This is a genomic window from Haemophilus haemolyticus M19501, assembly GCF_000222025.1.
GTDB classification, from domain to species: domain Bacteria; phylum Pseudomonadota; class Gammaproteobacteria; order Enterobacterales; family Pasteurellaceae; genus Haemophilus; species Haemophilus haemolyticus_G.
The window spans coordinates 88250-104626 of sequence record NZ_AFQO01000003.1 but is presented as its reverse complement, the minus strand read 5'-3'; the positions used below and the strand labels follow the sequence as shown (position 1 = coordinate 104626).

Genomic DNA, 16377 nt, shown 5'->3' with positions numbered 1-16377 from the left:
TTTAAAAAATAAAAACTTTGATCTCGCTCACAAAATCAAAAAATGTTTGAGAAAAGTTCTCAACAACTTAATTTGATATTTTTCTAATAAAATCAATCTTTAACAAAATTCTCTTGCAATAAAACCCCTAAAAACACTACATATTATGTGTTGATTATCTTTTTAGATCTATATATAGTGCAGTCCGCATTTCAAAAACACTATATATTGGAGCTATATCATGAGTAACTTTGGGGTCATCAAGCGCGATGATTCTCGTGCGGAGTTTGAGATTCAACGTATCATCAATGCCATTAAAAAAGCCGCAAGTGCGGTCAATATTTCCGATGAATTTTATTGCCACCAAATTGGGCAAGAAGTAGGAAATGAGATTTTCACCCATCATCAAGGCGAGATTGATATTAATCAGATTCAAAAAATCGTTGAAGATAAATTGATGGCAAGTCGTTATCCTGAGGTTGCTCGTGCGTATATCGAATATCGTCATGATCGTGATTTAGCGCGAGAAAAACGTAGCCAGCTAACAAAAGAAATTGAAGGTTTGATTGAACAAAGCAACGTAGAATTACTTAATGAAAACGCCAATAAAGACGCGAAAGTGATCCCAACGCAACGTGATTTGCTTGCTGGAATTGTGGCAAAACATTATGCCAAGCACCATATTCTTCCACGCGATGTGGTAGAGGCTCACGAAAAAGGTGAAATTCATTATCACGATTTAGATTACGCGCCATTCTTTCCAATGTTTAACTGTATGTTAGTTGATTTAGAAGGGATGCTTTCTCGTGGTTTCAAAATGGGTAATGCGGAAATCGAACCCCCTAAATCCATTGGCACCGCAACAGCAGTGACAGCACAAATTATCGCCCAAGTCGCCAGCCATATTTACGGTGGCACAACCATTAATCGCATTGATGAAGTACTTTCCCCTTATGTACAAATCAGTTACGAAAAACACCTCAAACATGCCCAAGAATGGAATGTGCCTGATGTTGAAGGTTATGCAAAAGCATTGATTGAAAAAGAATGTTTCGATGCCTTCCAATCTTTAGAATATGAAGTAAATACATTGCACACTTCAAACGGACAAACGCCATTTGTGACCTTTGGTTTTGGTTTAGGTACAAGCTGGCAATCCCGCTTAATTCAGCAAGCTATTTTAAAAAATCGTATTCGTGGACTAGGAAAAAATCATAAAACGCCAGTCTTTCCAAAACTCGTTTTCACCATCAAAAAAGGATTGAACCAAACTCAAGGCGATCCGAATTACGATATTAAACAACTCGCATTGGAATGTGCATCAAAACGTATGTATCCAGATATTCTCAATTACGATCAGGTTGTCAAAGTCACAGGCTCTTTTAAAGCCCCTATGGGATGCCGTAGCTTTTTAGGTGCATACGAAGAAAACGGCCACGAAATTCACGATGGGCGTAATAATCTTGGCGTGGTGAGTTTGAATTTACCGCGTATCGCGTTGGAGTCTAAAAACGAAGAAGATTTCTACCGCACTTTAGATGAGCGTTTAGCTATTGCGAAAAAAGCATTAATGACACGTATTGCCCGCCTTGAAAATACCAAAGCGCGCGTTGCCCCCATTCTTTATATGGAAGGCGCATGCGGAGTGCGGTTAAAAGCGGATGAAAATGTGGCACAAATTTTCAAAAATGGACGCGCCTCTATTTCACTCGGCTATATCGGTATTCACGAAACCATTAATGCGCTATATAACAAAGGGCATATTTTTGATGATGAACAATTACGCGAAAAAGGCATTGCGATTGTTCGCCACCTTAGCGAGGCAGTGAAACGCTGGCAAAAAGAAACAGGCTATGCCTTCAGCCTTTACTCTACGCCAAGTGAAAACTTATGCGACCGATTCTGCCGTCTAGACACCAAAAAATTTGGCGTGATTGAAGGCGTCACGGATAAAGGCTACTACACAAATAGTTACCACTTAGATGTAGAAAAGAAAGTGAATCCTTACGACAAACTGGATTTTGAAATGGCATATCCCCCACTCGCCAGCGGCGGTTTTATTTGCTACGGAGAATATCCAAATATTCAACACAACTTAAAAGCATTGGAAGATGTATGGGATTATAGCTACGATCGCGTGCCTTACTACGGCACAAACACACCGATTGACGAATGTTATGAATGTGGTTTCACTGGCGAGTTTGAATGTACCAGTAAAGGTTTTGTTTGCCCTAAATGTGGCAATCACGATAGCACAAAAGTATCTGTCACTCGCCGCGTATGTGGCTATCTAGGCAGCCCTGATGCCCGCCCATTTAATGCGGGAAAACAGGAAGAAGTGAAGAGAAGAGTTAAACATCTTTGATTTAATTCTCTAGCAATAGCACGTATTTTTTAATGCGTGCTTTTTGTTTCCAACTTTGGTATTCCCCAAAATCTCCGCTAAAATAACCGCACTTTTTCTTATCCTCAAGGAAAGCAATATGTCAGATATTCTCAATAACCTCATTCATCTTCTTAAACTTGAAAAAATTGATGATTTAATCTTTCGTGGTGAAAGCCAAGATTTAGGTTTTCGCCAAGTATTTGGTGGGCAAGTTGTGGCTCAAGCATTATCAGCAGCAATGCAGGTCGCGCCTGAAGATCGCATTTTACATTCTTGTCATGCCTATTTTCTTGCTCCGGGAGACAGCCAATATCCAATTATTTACGATGTGGAAACCTTGCGTGAAGGGCGTAACTTTTCTGCATTACGCGTAAAAGCCATTCAACATAAAAATACCATTTGCCATGTAACTGCTTCTTTCCAAGTGCCGGAAAAAGGTTTTGAACATCAAAATACGATGCCAAATGCTGGCGCGCCTGAAGACTTTACAGATGAAAATATGATGCTACAAAAAGTAGCTCAAACCTTGCCAGAACCACTCAATGAAAAATTTGCAGCTGAGCGTCCATTTGAGGTGAGAACCAAATATTTGAATAACCCATTTAATGGGACAAAATTGCCAGCCGAGCAATATTCTTGGTTTAAAACCAATGGTGAAACACCGCTTGATATAAAAATTCAGCAATGTTTATTGGCTTATTTTTCCGATTTTCACTGTATTTTGACCGCTCTTCATCCGCACGAAAAAGGCTTTTTACAAAAAGGAATGAAAGTCGCAACCATTGATCATAGTATTTGGTTCCATCGTCCGTTTGATTTAAATCACTGGCATTTGCACGCAATTGAAAGCAATAATGCCTTTGGAGGCCGTGGCTTAGCACGCGGGCAAATTTTCTCGCAAGATGGTCAATTAATCGCGACAACACAACAAGAAGGCTTAATCCGTTTTAACGAATAAGAGAGAAAAAATGACCGCACTTATTACACTATTTTGGCAACAAGTTGAAACCGCACTAAAAACAGCTAATCCACAAGAAAAATGTCGTTTAGTTAATGATCTCTACGATAATCTTCTGCCACAAATTCAGTTGATAAAATTAGAAGATTTTCCCGAAGTTGTGCCGCAAGATAATATTGCCGCTTTTCCTGAAAAACCGCTCTTAGTTGCACCGAAAGATGTGCCTAAACGTTCTTTTGCCACAGAAGAAGGCTATGCAGCAACATTGCACGCTATCGCACATATTGAGTTTAATGCGATTAATTTAGGCTTAGATGCGGCTTGGCGATTCGGGCGTAATGCACAAGAAGAACTTGGTGAAGGTTTGGCTTTTGTGAAAGATTGGCTGCGTGTCGCTCGTGAAGAAAGCACGCATTTTTCCTTAGTCAATGAACATTTGAAAACATTGGGTTATCAATATGGTGATTTTGAAGCCCATGCCGGATTATGGGAAATGGCGCAAGCCACCGCGCACGATATTTGGGAACGAATGGCGTTAGTTCCTCGTGTATTAGAAGCACGCGGCCTCGATGCAACACCTGTTCTGCAAGAAAAAATCGCACAACGTAAAGATTTTGCCGCAGTGAACATATTAGATATTATTTTGTGCGATGAAATTGGCCATGTGTATATCGGCAACCATTGGTATCACGCACTTTCTAAAAAACGGGGTTTGGATGCGATGAAATGCTTTACAGAGCTTTTACACAAATATCGTATTGTAATTTTTAAAGGTGTCATTAATACCGATGCTCGCATTCAAGCGGGTTTCACTCAACATGAGTTGGATTGGATTTATGAAGTGGAACAAACATTAAAATCCTATATTAAGAAATGATGAAAAATAAAAAGACTAAGTTCTATTACATTCTGAACTTAGTCTTTTTAATGAAATTAATTTAACATTTGAATTTATTGCTTACGCCAAGTTGTTCCATTCGGCCCATCTTCTAATACGATACCCATAACGGTAAGCTCATTACGCGCTGCATCTGCGGCAGACCAATCTTTAGCAGCGCGGGCCTCATTGCGTTGTTTAATCAGCGCTTCAATTTTTGCTACTTCATCATCGTCAGAACCTGCTTGTAAGAATTTCTCCGGTTCTTGTTGAAGTAATCCTAAAATCGCACCCAATTCACGCAAACGCGCGGCAAGTCCATTGGCTTTCTCAACATCTTCTGTTTTTAATTTGTTAATTTCACGCGCCATTTCGAATAAAACAGAAAGTGCATTTGGCGTATTAAAATCATCATCCATTGCTTCACGGAAGGCTTCCACAAAATTTTCTCCGCCAAAAGCAACCGCACTTTGATCCGTTCCGCGTAAAGCCGTGTATAAACGTTCCAACGCACCTTGCGCTAAATTCAAGTTTTCTTCACTGTAATTGAGTTGGCTACGATATTGTGCCGTTAGTAAGAAATAACGTACCGCTTCTGCATTGTAGTGGTTTAATACATCACGAATTGTGAAGAAATTGCCGAGGGATTTCGACATTTTTTCTTTATCCACCATAATCATGCCGGAATGGATCCAATAATTCACATATTGGCCACCATGCGCACAGCAAGATTGCGCGATTTCATTTTCGTGGTGAGGGAACATTAAATCAGAGCCACCACCGTGAATATCAAAATGTTCGCCAAGCTGTTTGCAGTTCATTGCAGAACATTCAATATGCCAACCTGGACGACCAGCGCCCCAAGGAGAAGCCCAACTTGGCTCGTTTTCTTTCGACATTTTCCAAAGCACGAAATCCATTGGATTTTTCTTGATTTCATTGATTTCAATACGTGCACCAGCTTGTAATTGCTCAAGATCTTGACGAGATAATTTGCCGTATTCTTTAAAACTTTCCACATCAAACATCACATCGCCATTATCCGCAACATAAGCATGTCCGCGTTTAATCAATTTTTCCACAATTTCAATAATTTCTGGAATATGATGAGTCGCACGAGGCTCAAAATCAGGGCGTAAGACATTAAGTGCATCAAAATCTTTATACATTTCTTGCACCATGCGGTCCACAAGTTGATCGCAGGTTTCTTTGTTTTCTAACGCACGTTTAATAATTTTGTCATCTACGTCCGTAATATTGCGCACATAAGTTAAATCGTAACCCAAAGAACGTAAGTAACGAGCAATCACATCAAAACACACAAAAGTGCGTCCATGACCGATATGGCACAAATCATAAACAGTGACGCCACAAACATACATTCCCACTTTATTTTCGTGGATAGGTTTAAAGATTTCTTTTTCTCTCGTTAAGGTATTGAAAATTTTTAGCATTTTTAAGCTCGTAAAATGAAATAAAAACAAACCGCACTTTTATAGCACTTTTACCTCGATTGTGGAATAATACGACCCTTAATTTTTCAGAAGGAAAACAAAATGGTTACGTTACACACAAACTTTGGCGACATTAAAATTAAATTGGATTTTGATAAAGCTCCAGTTACAGCAGAAAACTTCTTAAATTACTGCAAAGAAGGTTTTTATAATAACACAATTTTTCACCGTGTTATTGATGGCTTTATGATTCAAGGTGGTGGTATGGAAAGCGGTATGCGCGAAAAAGCAACCAACGCACCAATCCAAAATGAAGCGAACAATCGTTTAAGTAACAAACGTGGAACCATTGCAATGGCACGCACGTCAGATCCACATTCAGCGACAGCACAATTTTTCATTAACGTGGCAGACAATGATTTCTTAAATTATCGTTCAAAAGAAATGTTTGGTCGCGAAGTCGTTCAAGAATGGGGCTATGCGGTATTTGGTGAAGTGGTTGAAGGTATGGATGTTGTGGATAAAATCAAAAAAGTGAAAACAGGCAATAAAGGCTTTCATCAAGATGTTCCAACTGAAGATGTAGTGATTACATCGGTTTCAGTAGAATAATGGTGAATGGCGGATAAATTCCGCCATTTTTATCGACCTAAAGGAAAATGCTCATGCCTTTCTTCGACACTCACACGCATCTCGATTATCTCCAACAATTTACTGGGGAGCCGTTGTCACAGCTTATTGATAATGCTAAGAAAGCCGATGTGCAAAAAATACTGATTGTGGCGGTGAAAGAAGCTGATTTTAAAACAATCCAAAATATGACCGCACTTTTTCCTGATAATTTGTGCTATGGGCTTGGGCTCCATCCTCTTTATATTAAAGAACACGCTGAAAATGATTTAATTCTGTTAGAACAAGCCTTAAAAAATCGTGATGCAAATTGCACGGCGGTGGCAGAAATTGGTTTGGAACGCGCAATTCCCGATTTGCTCACCGATAAACTTTGGGCAAAACAATGTCATTTTTTTGAAAGCCAACTTTATTTGGCAAAGCAATTTAATTTACCGGTCAATATTCACAGTCGAAAAACCCATGATCAAATTTTTACTTTTTTAAAACGTATTCCATTATCTAAACTTGGCGTGGTACACGGTTTTTCAGGAAGCTACGATCAAGCAAAACGCTTTGTTGATTTAGGTTATAAAATCGGGGTTGGCGGCACTATCACTTATGAACGCGCCAATAAAACTCGTCAAGCAATCGCGAAGTTGCCGCTTGATGCCTTAGTGTTGGAAACAGACAGTCCAGATATGCCTGTATTTGGTTTTCAAGGCCAACCTAATCGACCAGAACGTATTGTGGAAAGTTTTAAAGCTCTTTGCGCCTTAAGAAATGAACCTGCTGAATTGATTAAAAAAGTTACATGGGAAAATGCTTGCCAGATTTTTTCTTGATCCACGTCACATTACTGAAATTATTTTGAATTAAATACTAGAAAAAAGAAACTGAGCATAATAATATCCGCCTCGTAGAAAGTTTTTCTCAACACACAATAAGGATATATTATGTCGCAAATCTATACTCAGGTGAGAAAGTTAGCGGAACAGTTTATTGAGCCTTACGCCGACGAACTCGATCAAAAAAAAGAATTTCCTATTCAGGCATTTAAGGAATTAGGTAAAGCTGGTTGGTTTTCACTTTTAATTCCAAAAGAATACGGCGGAATGGGATTAACCCTAAAAGAACACGCTGAAGTCTGTATGGCATTAGCTGAAAGTTCAGCCTCTGCTGGTCTCTGTTACATGATGAGTAACGTTGCAGTGAATTGTTTAAATCTATTCGGCAGCGATCAACTCAAACAAAAAATCTTTTCTGATATTGTTCAAAATCAAACCTTTGCCGCACTCGCCTATAGTGAATTAGGCACGGGGACTCACTTCTATATTACCGATGCAACCGCACAATTTAATGCTGAACATGCAGTATTCAATGGCTTAAAATCCATGGTGACATCGGGCAATTATGCCTCTTATTATTTAGCGCTTTTGCCTTCGGAAAATGGTGAAACTATTGATAACTGGGTGCTTCCACTTGGTACTCAAGGCTTAACTTTTGAAGCCGATAGCTGGAATGGCTTAGGTATGCGTAGCAATGTCTCTTGCTTTATGCGAATGACCGATATGCCATTAGATCGTAGCTGGCGTATTGGCGAAGTTGGCGCAGGTGCAGAACAAGTATTTAGTGGCATTGCGCCAGCCTTTATTTGTGGTTTGGCTGCTGTCTATAGCGGCGTCTGTAAAGCCGTACTTACTGAGGCAATTAAACATTCAACACAGCGTAAATACACATCTGGCACTGCATTAGCTGAAATCGAAACCGTGCAAATTCACTTAGCTAAAATCTATGCAAATACAAACGCTGCTGTATGTGCTACGCGAGATGCGGCTCGTGCAGCCACAGAAGGGGATACTGATGCCTTGGCTAAATTATTAGCTGCCCGTATTCTTGCAAGTGAAAATGCGATTACTCTTGCTCAAATTGGTATGCGTATTGGCGGTGGCAAAGCTTATAACAAAATGGGGCCTATGGAACGCTATTTACGCGATGCATTAGCAAGCCAAGTGATGGCGCCAAGTGTCGATGTGCTAAATATTTGGTTAGGTAAAGCTATTACAGGACAACAAATTCCATAAAGTGCGGTAAAAAATGAGTGAGAAATTAAAAATCGGGGCGGTAATCTACGCTCCACAAGTGACGGTTATTTGGGGCATTATTGCAGACTTTTTCGAAAAAGAGGGCTTCCCTATTGAACCCGTGTATTTCAAAGACTACAAAGGACAAGTTGATGCGTTACTCAATAATGAAATTGATGTAGCGTGGAACTCTCCTCTAGCTTGGTTAGATGGTTACTTACGTAGTGGTGGTAAAACCTTAAATGGTGCCATGCGTGATACCGACCAAGATCGTCAAAGCTATTTGGTTGTTAATGATCCAACTATCCAATCGATTGAAGATTTAAAAAATAAAACTATTGCTTTTGGTGCAATTGATTCACCACAAGCGCGGTTAATTCCTATCGAGTTTTTACATCAACATGGCTTGGAATTTGGTCAAGATTATGTAGAAAAACGCTTTGATGTGGGTGTTGGTTTGCACGGTGATCATGTAGGCGGTGAATTAGATGCAGCCAATGCATTAAAAGATCGCCAAGTCGCGGCAACATGGATGTTAGATTTCAACTTTGAACGTTGGACAAAAGATGGCACGCTCGATCCTGCAACAGTTCGAGTACTTGCAAAAACACCATCATTTGACCATTGTATTTTCAGTGGACGCGTGGGATTAGATGAAACCAAATTCAATGCATTCACCGAAACCTTGTTCAAAATGGATTACAACAATCCAGAACATAAAGAAATGATGGATTTGGAAGGATTAAAACGTTGGGTTGCAGGCAGAACAAAAGGTTTTGGTCAATTACAAGCTGCCAATGAATATTTAAAATTCTTTTAAGATCAATATGTCATGATGGGCGTGTAATAAACGCCCATCATTGTGGATTTTCTATGAAACCTTTCACTACTTCCCTTTTAGGCTCTATGCCTCGCAGCCAAGCACTTTTAATGGCGCGTAAAAAACATGCACTCGGAAAAATAACCACAGCAGAACTTAATCAACTGGTTATTCAAGAAACAAAACAAATTGTCGAACTTCAACAACGAACTGGCATTGATATCATCACGAGTGGCGAATTACTTCGCGACAATTACCTTTCTTTTATTGCACAAAAAATTCAAGGCGCGACCTTAATGAGCATGAGTGAAATGCTCGATCACATTAAAGAAAAGCAAATTTTTGAGTCAATGCTAGAAACCTTGGATGTTCCCGCACTTTCCATAAAAAATGCTATTTGCGTGGGAAAAATTAGCTACAAACAATCTTTGGTAGCAGATGAGATGCTACTACTGAAAAATCTAACTAAGCAGCCAATTAAAGCAACCTTGCCAGGACCTTACTTAATGGCTCGCTCCATGTGGCTTTCGCCTGTGTCAGGGCAACATTATTCATCAAAAGAAGAAATGGCAAAAGATGTTGTCGCTATCTTAAAGCAAGAAATTGATCATTTGTGTGAGCTAGGCGTAAGCGTAGTTCAATTTGATGAGCCTGTTTTGACAGAAGTTATTTTTAGCCATCATCAAACACGTTCATTTATGTGTGCGGCGTTAAGCGAAAAACAAGATTTTGCTGCGGAACTACATTTTGCAAAAAGTTTAATTACTCAAATCTTTGAGTATGCAAGAAATAAAAATATCAAAACCGCACTACATGTATGCCGTGGCAACTGGAGCAAAGATGAAAGCGTATTACTGCACGGGCCCTATACATCATTAGTGGATTTATTTGAATCGGCATTACCTGATATTTTAATGCTCGAATTTTCTACGCCAAGAGCGGGAGAATTAAGTTCGTTATTAGAAAGTGAAATCTTAAGACAAAAATGTATTTTAGGCTTAGGCGTCATCAATCCTCGTTCTGATGAGGTAGAAACCATAGATCAGATTGTTCAACGAGCAGAAAAAGCCTTAAATTATCTTCCACCAGAGCAAATTTGGCTAAATCCAGATTGTGGATTTGCCACTTTTTCTAACCGCCCTTTAAATGGATTTGACATTATTGAAGCCAAACTTAAGGTATTAAATGAAGCAAAATCAATATTGAGGGAACGTTATGTATAACGTACCCGAAAGTGAATGTTTTACCGCTAAATATCGAGCCGTATTACGCGGAGAAGAAATTAAATTATTCACACCGAATGACAGCATTTCGCTCTATTCACAAGTCAATTTCGATAACCAATCGTTACAAAAAAGTGCGGTGGATTATTTTGCTGTTTCTATTTTAGGTGGCATTTTGAGCAGTGTAAAAGCACATTTTGCTCAACAACGTGCCGATATTGTAGAAATGGAAGGAAAAATTTGGCTCAACCTAGCCAATCCTTTAACCCTACTTGGCGTTCGCGGCTATAGTGAGCAGCCTGTCATTAATGACGGAAAAATTAAAATTTTTATTTCATCAGATTTAACCGATGAAACCTTCACACAACTCACACAAAATGCATTACGCTGTTGTTTTATTTACAACACGATAACCAAAGCCTTTCCTTTAAATATAGAATTTGAGCAAGTACTTTGATTCTCATCAGCTCGTTCATCAAAATTTTAGACAAAAAAATTGCCCCATTAAGGGGCAATCTTATCAATGCGCTAAAGTTACTTATAGCTTTAAGCAACGATTAAATATGTTGGTTAATGAAGTTAGCCAATTGAGTTTTTGGTAATGCACCAACTTGAGTTGCAACAACTTGACCATTTTTAATCAATAATAATGTTGGGATACTACGAACACCAAATTGTGCTGGGGTTGCTTGGTTATCATCCACATTCATTTTCACGATTTTAACTTTACCAGCAAATTCAGGCGCAAGTTCATCTAACACTGGAGCAATCATTTTGCAAGGACCACACCAAGGTGCCCAAAAGTCTAATAAAACGGGGATATCTGAATTAACTACAACACTTTCAAAATCTGCGTCATTAATGTGTAATACTTCGCTCATTTTGTTTTCCTTATTTTGTGAATGGAATCCCTATATAAGGGCTTTTTTTAAACTTACAAGTGCGGTGCAGAATAACACCGTTTTAAAAAATGTAAACTAATCGTTTTAATTGCCAAAAGCTAAGACGGCAAAACAATATTTTCACACACTTTGCCCGATTTCAATTTATAAACATTTGATAAAGTCACATCCGCAATATTGGTTAGTGCCTCTTCGGTTAAAAACGCTTGGTGACCTGTCAGCAATACATTATGGCAAGAAGATAAACGGCGGAAAATATCATCTTGAATGACTTCATTAGACTTATCTTCAAAGAACAAATCACGTTCATTCTCATACACATCCATACCTAACGCCCCGATTTTGCGCTGTTTTAACGCATCAATTGCGGCTTGAGTATCAATCAAAGAGCCACGACTCGTATTAACGATCATTACGCCATCTTTCATTTTGGCAAAAGCCTCGCGATTTAATAAATGATAGTTTTCTGGCGTTGCTGGGCAATGGAGCGTAATCACATGAGATTTAGCATAAAGTTCATCCAATTCAACGTATTGTCCACCCAGTTCTTCTACCACTGGATTTTTGAAAGGATCGTACGCCAAGATATTCATGCCAAAACCTTTCAAAATTCGCATCACCGCAATCCCAATTTTACCTGTTCCGATTACGCCAACCGTGCGTCCGTGCATATTGAAACCAATTAACCCCTCAAGAGAGAAATTCGCTTCTCGGGTACGCTGATAAGCACGATGAATTCGACGGTTCAGTGTCATCATCAAACCAATGGTATGTTCTGCCACTGCTTCAGGCGAATAAGCGGGAACTCGTACAACTTGAATGCCCAATTCTTGAGCGGCTTTTAAATCAACATTATTGAAACCCGCACAGCGCAAAGCCACGATTTTCACGCCAAGTGCGGCTAATTTTTCTAATACTTTTCGGCTACCATTATCATTCACGAAAATACATACTACTTCGCAATGCTCTGCCAAACGTGCGGTGCTCTCGTTCAACATAAAATCAAAAAATTCTAAATCGAAATTATATTTCGCGTTAATGAGCTCAATATATTTTCGGTCATAGCTTTTAGTGCTATAGATTGCAATTTTCATGGTTTGCTCCAATTATTTTAAGTTTGCAAAAGCCTGTAATAAGTCTGCTTTAATATCTTCTACATTTTCAATACCGACTGAAAAACGCAACAAGGTATTAGTAATCCCACGAGCTACACGCTCGGATTCTGGAATATCCATATGAGTTTGAGTGGCAGGATAAGTAATAAAACTTTCTGTGCCGCCTAGACTTTCTGCAAAAGTAATCAATTTGATGGATTTTAAGAACGTATTAACCCAATCTTCATCTTGCAAACGGAAAGACAACATCCCACCTTTATTTGGATAAAGCACCGATTCCACTTGTGGTTGAGCGCTTAAAAATTCCGCAATAGCTTGTGCATTTTCTTGATGGCGTTTCATACGCAAAGAAAGGGTCTTCATACCGCGAATAGTCAGCCAAGAATCAAAAGGAGAAAGCACCGCACCTGCACCATTTTGAATATAAGCAATGCGATCACAAAGTGCTTGTCCTTTCGCAACAATCAACCCAACAAGTGCATCATTATGACCAGCAATATATTTAGTTCCACTGTGAATTACCACATCCGCACCTAAATCTAACGGACGAGAAAGCACAGGCGTTAGAAACGTATTATCCACGATCAACATTAAGTTATGTTTTTTCGCAAGTTTTGCAATTTCAACCACATCACATTCTTCCATTAAAGGATTTGATGGGGTTTCAATAAAAATCGCTTTCGTATTTGGGTTAATGGCAGCCTCAATTTCTGAAGCAGATGCTGTATTAACATAAACAGGTTTTACACTATTGTTATTTTTATAAGAAAAATCTAATAATCGATAAGTACCACCATACACATCGCTAGAAACAATCCATTCATCTGGGGCGGTAAAAAGCGTCATCAAAACTTGAATTGCAGCCATACCAGAAGAAAACGCAAAACCACGATCTCCATTCTCTAATTTAGCTATCGTTTCTTCTAATACTGTGCGAGTTGGATTTTTGGTACGTGTGTAATCAAATCCCGTACTTTCACCGATACCACAATGACCATAAGCCGTAGAAAGAAAAATTGGTGCAGAAACCGCGCCCGTACGCTCATCACTGCGATTGCCAGCTTGAGCTAATAAAGTATCGATAGCATATTGTTGTGTCATAACATCCTCTAAAAATAATGAAAAAATCAACCGCACTTTACGTGCTAAAAACGTTTAGCATTTTGGCACAAAGGAAAAAGTGATAAAAGTAGAAATTAGAAAATTACATAAAATTCCATTTTTCCATCATTTTCTGTGATTTATTTGAACAAAATGAACTTTTTTTAAACGGTTGGATAATTTTTTTAAATCTGTAATTGACAGTTATCTGAATTTCCGTAAAATGCGCACCACTAACAGCGAATGCGGGAATAGCTCAGTTGGTAGAGCACGACCTTGCCAAGGTCGGGGTCGCGAGTTCGAGCCTCGTTTCCCGCTCCAATTCGTGGCGTGTTAGCAAAGCGGTTATGCACTGGATTGCAAATCCATGTAGCTCGGTTCGACTCCGGGACACGCCTCCATAATACGCAAATGTTAGTTGTCTATATGCCCGAGTGGTGGAATCGGTAGACACAAGGGATTTAAAATCCCTCGCCTTTCGAGGCGTGCCAGTTCAAGTCTGGCTTCGGGCACCATTTCGAAAATGATATTAGTGGGTCGTTAGCTCAGTCGGTAGAGCAGCGGACTTTTAATCCGTTGGTCGAAGGTTCGAATCCTTCACGACCCACCACTTATTAAAAATAAACCGAGCACTGAAAGGTGTTTTTTTTATTATCTAAATTCCTGAAATTTACTATAAAAAAATCCCCGACTCAAAGAATCAGGGACTTTTACAATCAAATGTGCTTATTAATTAACGCTCATTCCAACGTTTAATAGACTCACGAATCACTTCTTTCGCTTCTTCTACATCGCCCCAATGAGTTACTTTCGTTGAACCAGGTTTCTTAAGCGCTTTATAGTTATTGAAATGGAACTCAATTTGTTTAATTAAGTTTGCTGGTAAATCTGCTAATGAATTGTAAGCATTTCCTGTATCACGATCATCTGCAGGAACACAAACGATTTTGTCATCCACTTCGCCATCATCAACAAATTTCATAACACCAATTACTTTAGCTTCAAGGAATACACCTGTTGCTAATGGTTGGCGAGTGATTAATAACACATCTAACTCATCGCCATCTTCATCTAAAGTTTGTGGAATGAAACCATAGTTAGTTGGTTTTGCAAAAATTGCTGGCTCAACACGATCTAATTGGAATGCCGCAACTTTACGGTTCCATTCGATTTTATGGCAGCTACCTTCTGGAATTTCATTTACTACATTAATAATGCCAGCATCTACATCGCCTGGCGTTAAAATTTGATTAAAATCAGCCATTTTGTTTCCTTCATTTTATCAAGTTAAAAAACGCGACAAGTATAGCAGTTTTTCTGCTGACTCGCAGTCTCATTTGTAGAGAAAATCAGCAAATAGATTATGTCATAACTATTCATAATTTTGACCGCACTTTATCCTAAACAAAACTCACGCAAACGTTTACTTCTCATTTTTATGATGTAAAATAGCGTACCTTATTCACTTCAATTTTTCACTCAACTTTAAGGAACACTATGCCAACTTTAGAAAAAACATTTGAGCTCAAGCAACGTGGCTCAACTGTTCGTCAAGAAATTATCGCGGGTTTAACCACGTTCTTAGCAATGGTTTATTCTGTCATCGTGGTACCCAATATGCTAGGTGCTGCAGGTTTTCCTGCGGAATCTGTCTTTATTGCCACCTGTTTAGTTGCAGGATTAGGCTCTATCTTAATCGGCTTATGGGCAAATGCACCAATGGCAATTGGTTGTGCAATTTCTCTTACAGCTTTCACTGCATTTAGCTTAGTAATCGGTCAAAAGGTCGCCATTCCTGTTGCGCTAGGCGCAGTATTCTTAATGGGGGTTGTGTTTACCTTAATTTCTGCCACAGGTATCCGTGCATGGATCTTACGTAATTTACCATCTAGTATCGCTCACGGAGCAGGCATTGGTATCGGACTCTTTTTACTTTTAATTGCGGCAAACGGCGTTGGTTTAGTCGTCAGCAACCAAGCTGGCTTGCCAGTAAAATTAGGCGATTTCACCTCATTTCCAGTCATGATGTCCTTAATTGGTTTGGCGCTCATTATCGGCCTTGAAAAAATGAAAATTAAAGGCGGTATTTTATGGGTAATCGTTGCTATTACTATCGTAGGTTTAATTTTTGATCCAAATGTAAAATTTGGCGGAGAGATTTTCAAAATGCCAACCTTTGGTGAAAATTCTCTCTTCTTACAATTAGACTTTATGGGCGCACTACAACCCGCAATCTTACCTGTCGTATTTGCTTTAGTGATGACAGCCGTATTTGATGCAACGGGCACTATTCGCGCAGTTGCAGGTCAAGCAGACTTACTTGATAAAGACGGTCAAATTATCAATGGCGGTAAAGCCCTAACTTCAGACTCAATCAGTAGCTTATTCTCAGGCTTATTCGGTACAGCACCAGCTGCCGTTTATATTGAGTCAGCAGCAGGAACAGCAGCAGGCGGTAAAACCGGTATTACTGCAATCGTTGTTGGGGTGTTATTCCTATTAATGCTTTTCTTCCAACCATTAGCTTTCTTAGTGCCTGGATACGCCACAGCCCCAGCATTAATGTACGTTGGTTTATTAATGTTAAGCAATGTAAGCAAATTAGATTTCGATGATTTCGTTGGTGCGATGAGCGGATTAATCTGCGCAGTATTTATCGTGCTTACCGCCAACATCGTAACAGGTATTATGTTAGGTTTTGCAGCATTAGTGATTGGAAGAATCGTGAGTGGCGATATTAAACGCTTAAATGCAGGTACATTGATTATTGCAATCGTACTCGTTGCATTCTATGCAGGCGGTTGGGCGATTTAGTAACAGAAATAAGAAAGGGGAAAAGCATTCCCCTTAATTTTAATCACAAAAGTGC

15 protein-coding genes and 4 tRNA genes are annotated in these 16377 nt (G+C 39.2%); 14 read left to right on the top strand and 5 right to left on the bottom strand.

From position 1 onward, the window contains the following. The first annotated feature begins 220 nt into the window (after nucleotides 1–220). From nrdD to GG9_RS07470, 3 genes are all read left to right on the top strand, one after another. Nucleotides 221–2344, top strand: a complete 2124-nt coding sequence (gene nrdD / locus GG9_RS07460) for an anaerobic ribonucleoside-triphosphate reductase (RefSeq protein WP_005630187.1) — start codon at nucleotides 221–223, stop codon at nucleotides 2342–2344. Between the two features lie 118 nt (nucleotides 2345–2462). Next, nucleotides 2463–3323 (top strand): acyl-CoA thioesterase II, encoded by an 861-nt coding sequence (gene tesB, locus GG9_RS07465; RefSeq protein ID WP_005630185.1) that lies wholly within the window; start codon nucleotides 2463–2465, stop codon nucleotides 3321–3323. A 10-nt stretch (nucleotides 3324–3333) separates the two neighbouring features. Next, nucleotides 3334–4200: a ferritin-like domain-containing protein gene (locus tag GG9_RS07470; RefSeq protein ID WP_005630183.1), complete on the top strand. Its 867-nt coding sequence runs from the start codon at nucleotides 3334–3336 to the stop codon at nucleotides 4198–4200. A 74-nt stretch (nucleotides 4201–4274) separates the two neighbouring features. Here GG9_RS07470 and cysS read toward each other — a convergent pair whose 3' ends face one another. Then, the gene (cysS, locus tag GG9_RS07475) at nucleotides 4275–5654 is read right to left on the bottom strand and encodes a cysteine--tRNA ligase (protein ID WP_005630180.1); all 1380 of its coding nucleotides are present in this window, start codon (nucleotides 5652–5654) and stop codon (nucleotides 4275–4277) included. Between the two features lie 102 nt (nucleotides 5655–5756). Here cysS and GG9_RS07480 point away from each other — a divergent pair, with 102 nt between their 5' ends. The 6 genes from GG9_RS07480 to GG9_RS07505 all read left to right on the top strand — a co-directional run bounded on the left by GG9_RS07480 (nucleotide 5757) and on the right by GG9_RS07505 (nucleotide 10847). After that, a complete protein-coding gene (locus tag GG9_RS07480) occupies nucleotides 5757–6266 on the top strand; it encodes a peptidylprolyl isomerase (protein ID WP_005630177.1) in 510 nt (169 codons plus the stop codon). 53 nt (nucleotides 6267–6319) lie between these two features. Beyond that, nucleotides 6320–7108: a TatD family hydrolase gene (locus GG9_RS07485; protein ID WP_005630174.1), complete on the top strand. Its 789-nt coding sequence runs from the start codon at nucleotides 6320–6322 to the stop codon at nucleotides 7106–7108. A 111-nt stretch (nucleotides 7109–7219) separates the two neighbouring features. Then, nucleotides 7220–8347, top strand: coding sequence for an acyl-CoA dehydrogenase family protein (locus GG9_RS07490; RefSeq protein WP_005630172.1), 1128 nt, complete (start codon nucleotides 7220–7222; stop codon nucleotides 8345–8347). 13 nt (nucleotides 8348–8360) lie between these two features. Continuing rightward, on the top strand, nucleotides 8361–9167 hold the full coding sequence (locus tag GG9_RS07495) for a phosphate/phosphite/phosphonate ABC transporter substrate-binding protein (RefSeq protein ID WP_005630170.1): 807 nt from the start codon (nucleotides 8361–8363) through the stop codon (nucleotides 9165–9167). A gap of 53 nt (nucleotides 9168–9220) precedes the next feature. Then, complete coding sequence (locus GG9_RS07500; protein WP_005630168.1) at nucleotides 9221–10390, top strand: cobalamin-independent methionine synthase II family protein; 1170 nt, start codon at nucleotides 9221–9223, stop codon at nucleotides 10388–10390. After that, nucleotides 10383–10847, top strand: coding sequence for an OsmC family protein (locus GG9_RS07505; RefSeq protein WP_005630166.1), 465 nt, complete (start codon nucleotides 10383–10385; stop codon nucleotides 10845–10847). The genes GG9_RS07500 and GG9_RS07505 overlap by 8 nt, the downstream gene beginning before the upstream one ends. A 100-nt stretch (nucleotides 10848–10947) precedes the next feature. Here the strand turns inward: GG9_RS07505 and trxA are convergent, their stop codons facing one another. The 3 genes from trxA to GG9_RS07520 form a co-directional block, all read right to left on the bottom strand. Then, complete coding sequence (trxA, locus tag GG9_RS07510; protein WP_005627940.1) at nucleotides 10948–11271, bottom strand: thioredoxin; 324 nt, start codon at nucleotides 11269–11271, stop codon at nucleotides 10948–10950. Between the two features lie 119 nt (nucleotides 11272–11390). Next, nucleotides 11391–12386, bottom strand: coding sequence for a 2-hydroxyacid dehydrogenase (locus GG9_RS07515; RefSeq protein ID WP_005634049.1), 996 nt, complete (start codon nucleotides 12384–12386; stop codon nucleotides 11391–11393). A gap of 12 nt (nucleotides 12387–12398) precedes the next feature. Further along, on the bottom strand, nucleotides 12399–13508 hold the full coding sequence (locus GG9_RS07520) for a methionine biosynthesis PLP-dependent protein (protein WP_032825027.1): 1110 nt from the start codon (nucleotides 13506–13508) through the stop codon (nucleotides 12399–12401). Between the two features lie 245 nt (nucleotides 13509–13753). On the opposite strand from GG9_RS07520, the gene GG9_RS0108480 reads away from it, so the two are divergent. From GG9_RS0108480 to GG9_RS0108465, 4 genes are all read left to right on the top strand, one after another. Continuing rightward, nucleotides 13754–13829, top strand: a tRNA-Gly gene (locus tag GG9_RS0108480). Nucleotides 13830–13835: 6 nt separating this feature from the next. Beyond that, a tRNA-Cys gene (locus tag GG9_RS0108475) sits at nucleotides 13836–13909 on the top strand. Between the two features lie 27 nt (nucleotides 13910–13936). After that, nucleotides 13937–14023: transfer RNA gene (locus GG9_RS0108470), tRNA-Leu, on the top strand. 19 nt (nucleotides 14024–14042) lie between these two features. Continuing rightward, nucleotides 14043–14118, top strand: a tRNA-Lys gene (locus GG9_RS0108465). A 123-nt stretch (nucleotides 14119–14241) separates the two neighbouring features. Here GG9_RS0108465 and GG9_RS07525 read toward each other — a convergent pair. After that, nucleotides 14242–14772 carry an inorganic diphosphatase gene (locus tag GG9_RS07525; RefSeq protein ID WP_005630160.1) on the bottom strand — a complete coding sequence of 177 codons (531 nt, stop codon included), beginning with the start codon at nucleotides 14770–14772 and terminating at the stop codon, nucleotides 14242–14244. A 233-nt stretch (nucleotides 14773–15005) separates the two neighbouring features. On the opposite strand from GG9_RS07525, the gene GG9_RS07530 reads away from it, so the two are divergent. Beyond that, on the top strand, nucleotides 15006–16322 hold the full coding sequence (locus GG9_RS07530) for an NCS2 family permease (RefSeq protein WP_005630157.1): 1317 nt from the start codon (nucleotides 15006–15008) through the stop codon (nucleotides 16320–16322). The last annotated feature ends 55 nt before the right edge of the window (nucleotides 16323–16377 follow it).

Excerpts from the sequence above, each read along its gene's own strand:
- nrdD (WP_005630187.1), top strand. The coding sequence starts at position 221 with ATGAGTAACTTTGGGGTCATCAAGCGCGATGATTCTCGTGCGGAGTTT.
- tesB (WP_005630185.1), top strand. The coding sequence starts at position 2,463 with ATGTCAGATATTCTCAATAACCTCATTCATCTTCTTAAACTTGAAAAA.
- GG9_RS07470 (WP_005630183.1), top strand. The coding sequence starts at position 3,334 with ATGACCGCACTTATTACACTATTTTGGCAACAAGTTGAAACCGCACTA.
- cysS (WP_005630180.1), bottom strand. The coding sequence starts at position 5,654 with ATGCTAAAAATTTTCAATACCTTAACGAGAGAAAAAGAAATCTTTAAA.
- GG9_RS07480 (WP_005630177.1), top strand. The coding sequence starts at position 5,757 with ATGGTTACGTTACACACAAACTTTGGCGACATTAAAATTAAATTGGAT.
- GG9_RS07485 (WP_005630174.1), top strand. The coding sequence starts at position 6,320 with ATGCCTTTCTTCGACACTCACACGCATCTCGATTATCTCCAACAATTT.
- GG9_RS07490 (WP_005630172.1), top strand. The coding sequence starts at position 7,220 with ATGTCGCAAATCTATACTCAGGTGAGAAAGTTAGCGGAACAGTTTATT.
- GG9_RS07495 (WP_005630170.1), top strand. The coding sequence starts at position 8,361 with ATGAGTGAGAAATTAAAAATCGGGGCGGTAATCTACGCTCCACAAGTG.
- GG9_RS07500 (WP_005630168.1), top strand. The coding sequence starts at position 9,221 with ATGAAACCTTTCACTACTTCCCTTTTAGGCTCTATGCCTCGCAGCCAA.
- GG9_RS07505 (WP_005630166.1), top strand. The coding sequence starts at position 10,383 with ATGTATAACGTACCCGAAAGTGAATGTTTTACCGCTAAATATCGAGCC.
- trxA (WP_005627940.1), bottom strand. The coding sequence starts at position 11,271 with ATGAGCGAAGTATTACACATTAATGACGCAGATTTTGAAAGTGTTGTA.
- GG9_RS07515 (WP_005634049.1), bottom strand. The coding sequence starts at position 12,386 with ATGAAAATTGCAATCTATAGCACTAAAAGCTATGACCGAAAATATATT.
- GG9_RS07520 (WP_032825027.1), bottom strand. The coding sequence starts at position 13,508 with ATGACACAACAATATGCTATCGATACTTTATTAGCTCAAGCTGGCAAT.
- GG9_RS07525 (WP_005630160.1), bottom strand. The coding sequence starts at position 14,772 with ATGGCTGATTTTAATCAAATTTTAACGCCAGGCGATGTAGATGCTGGC.
- GG9_RS07530 (WP_005630157.1), top strand. The coding sequence starts at position 15,006 with ATGCCAACTTTAGAAAAAACATTTGAGCTCAAGCAACGTGGCTCAACT.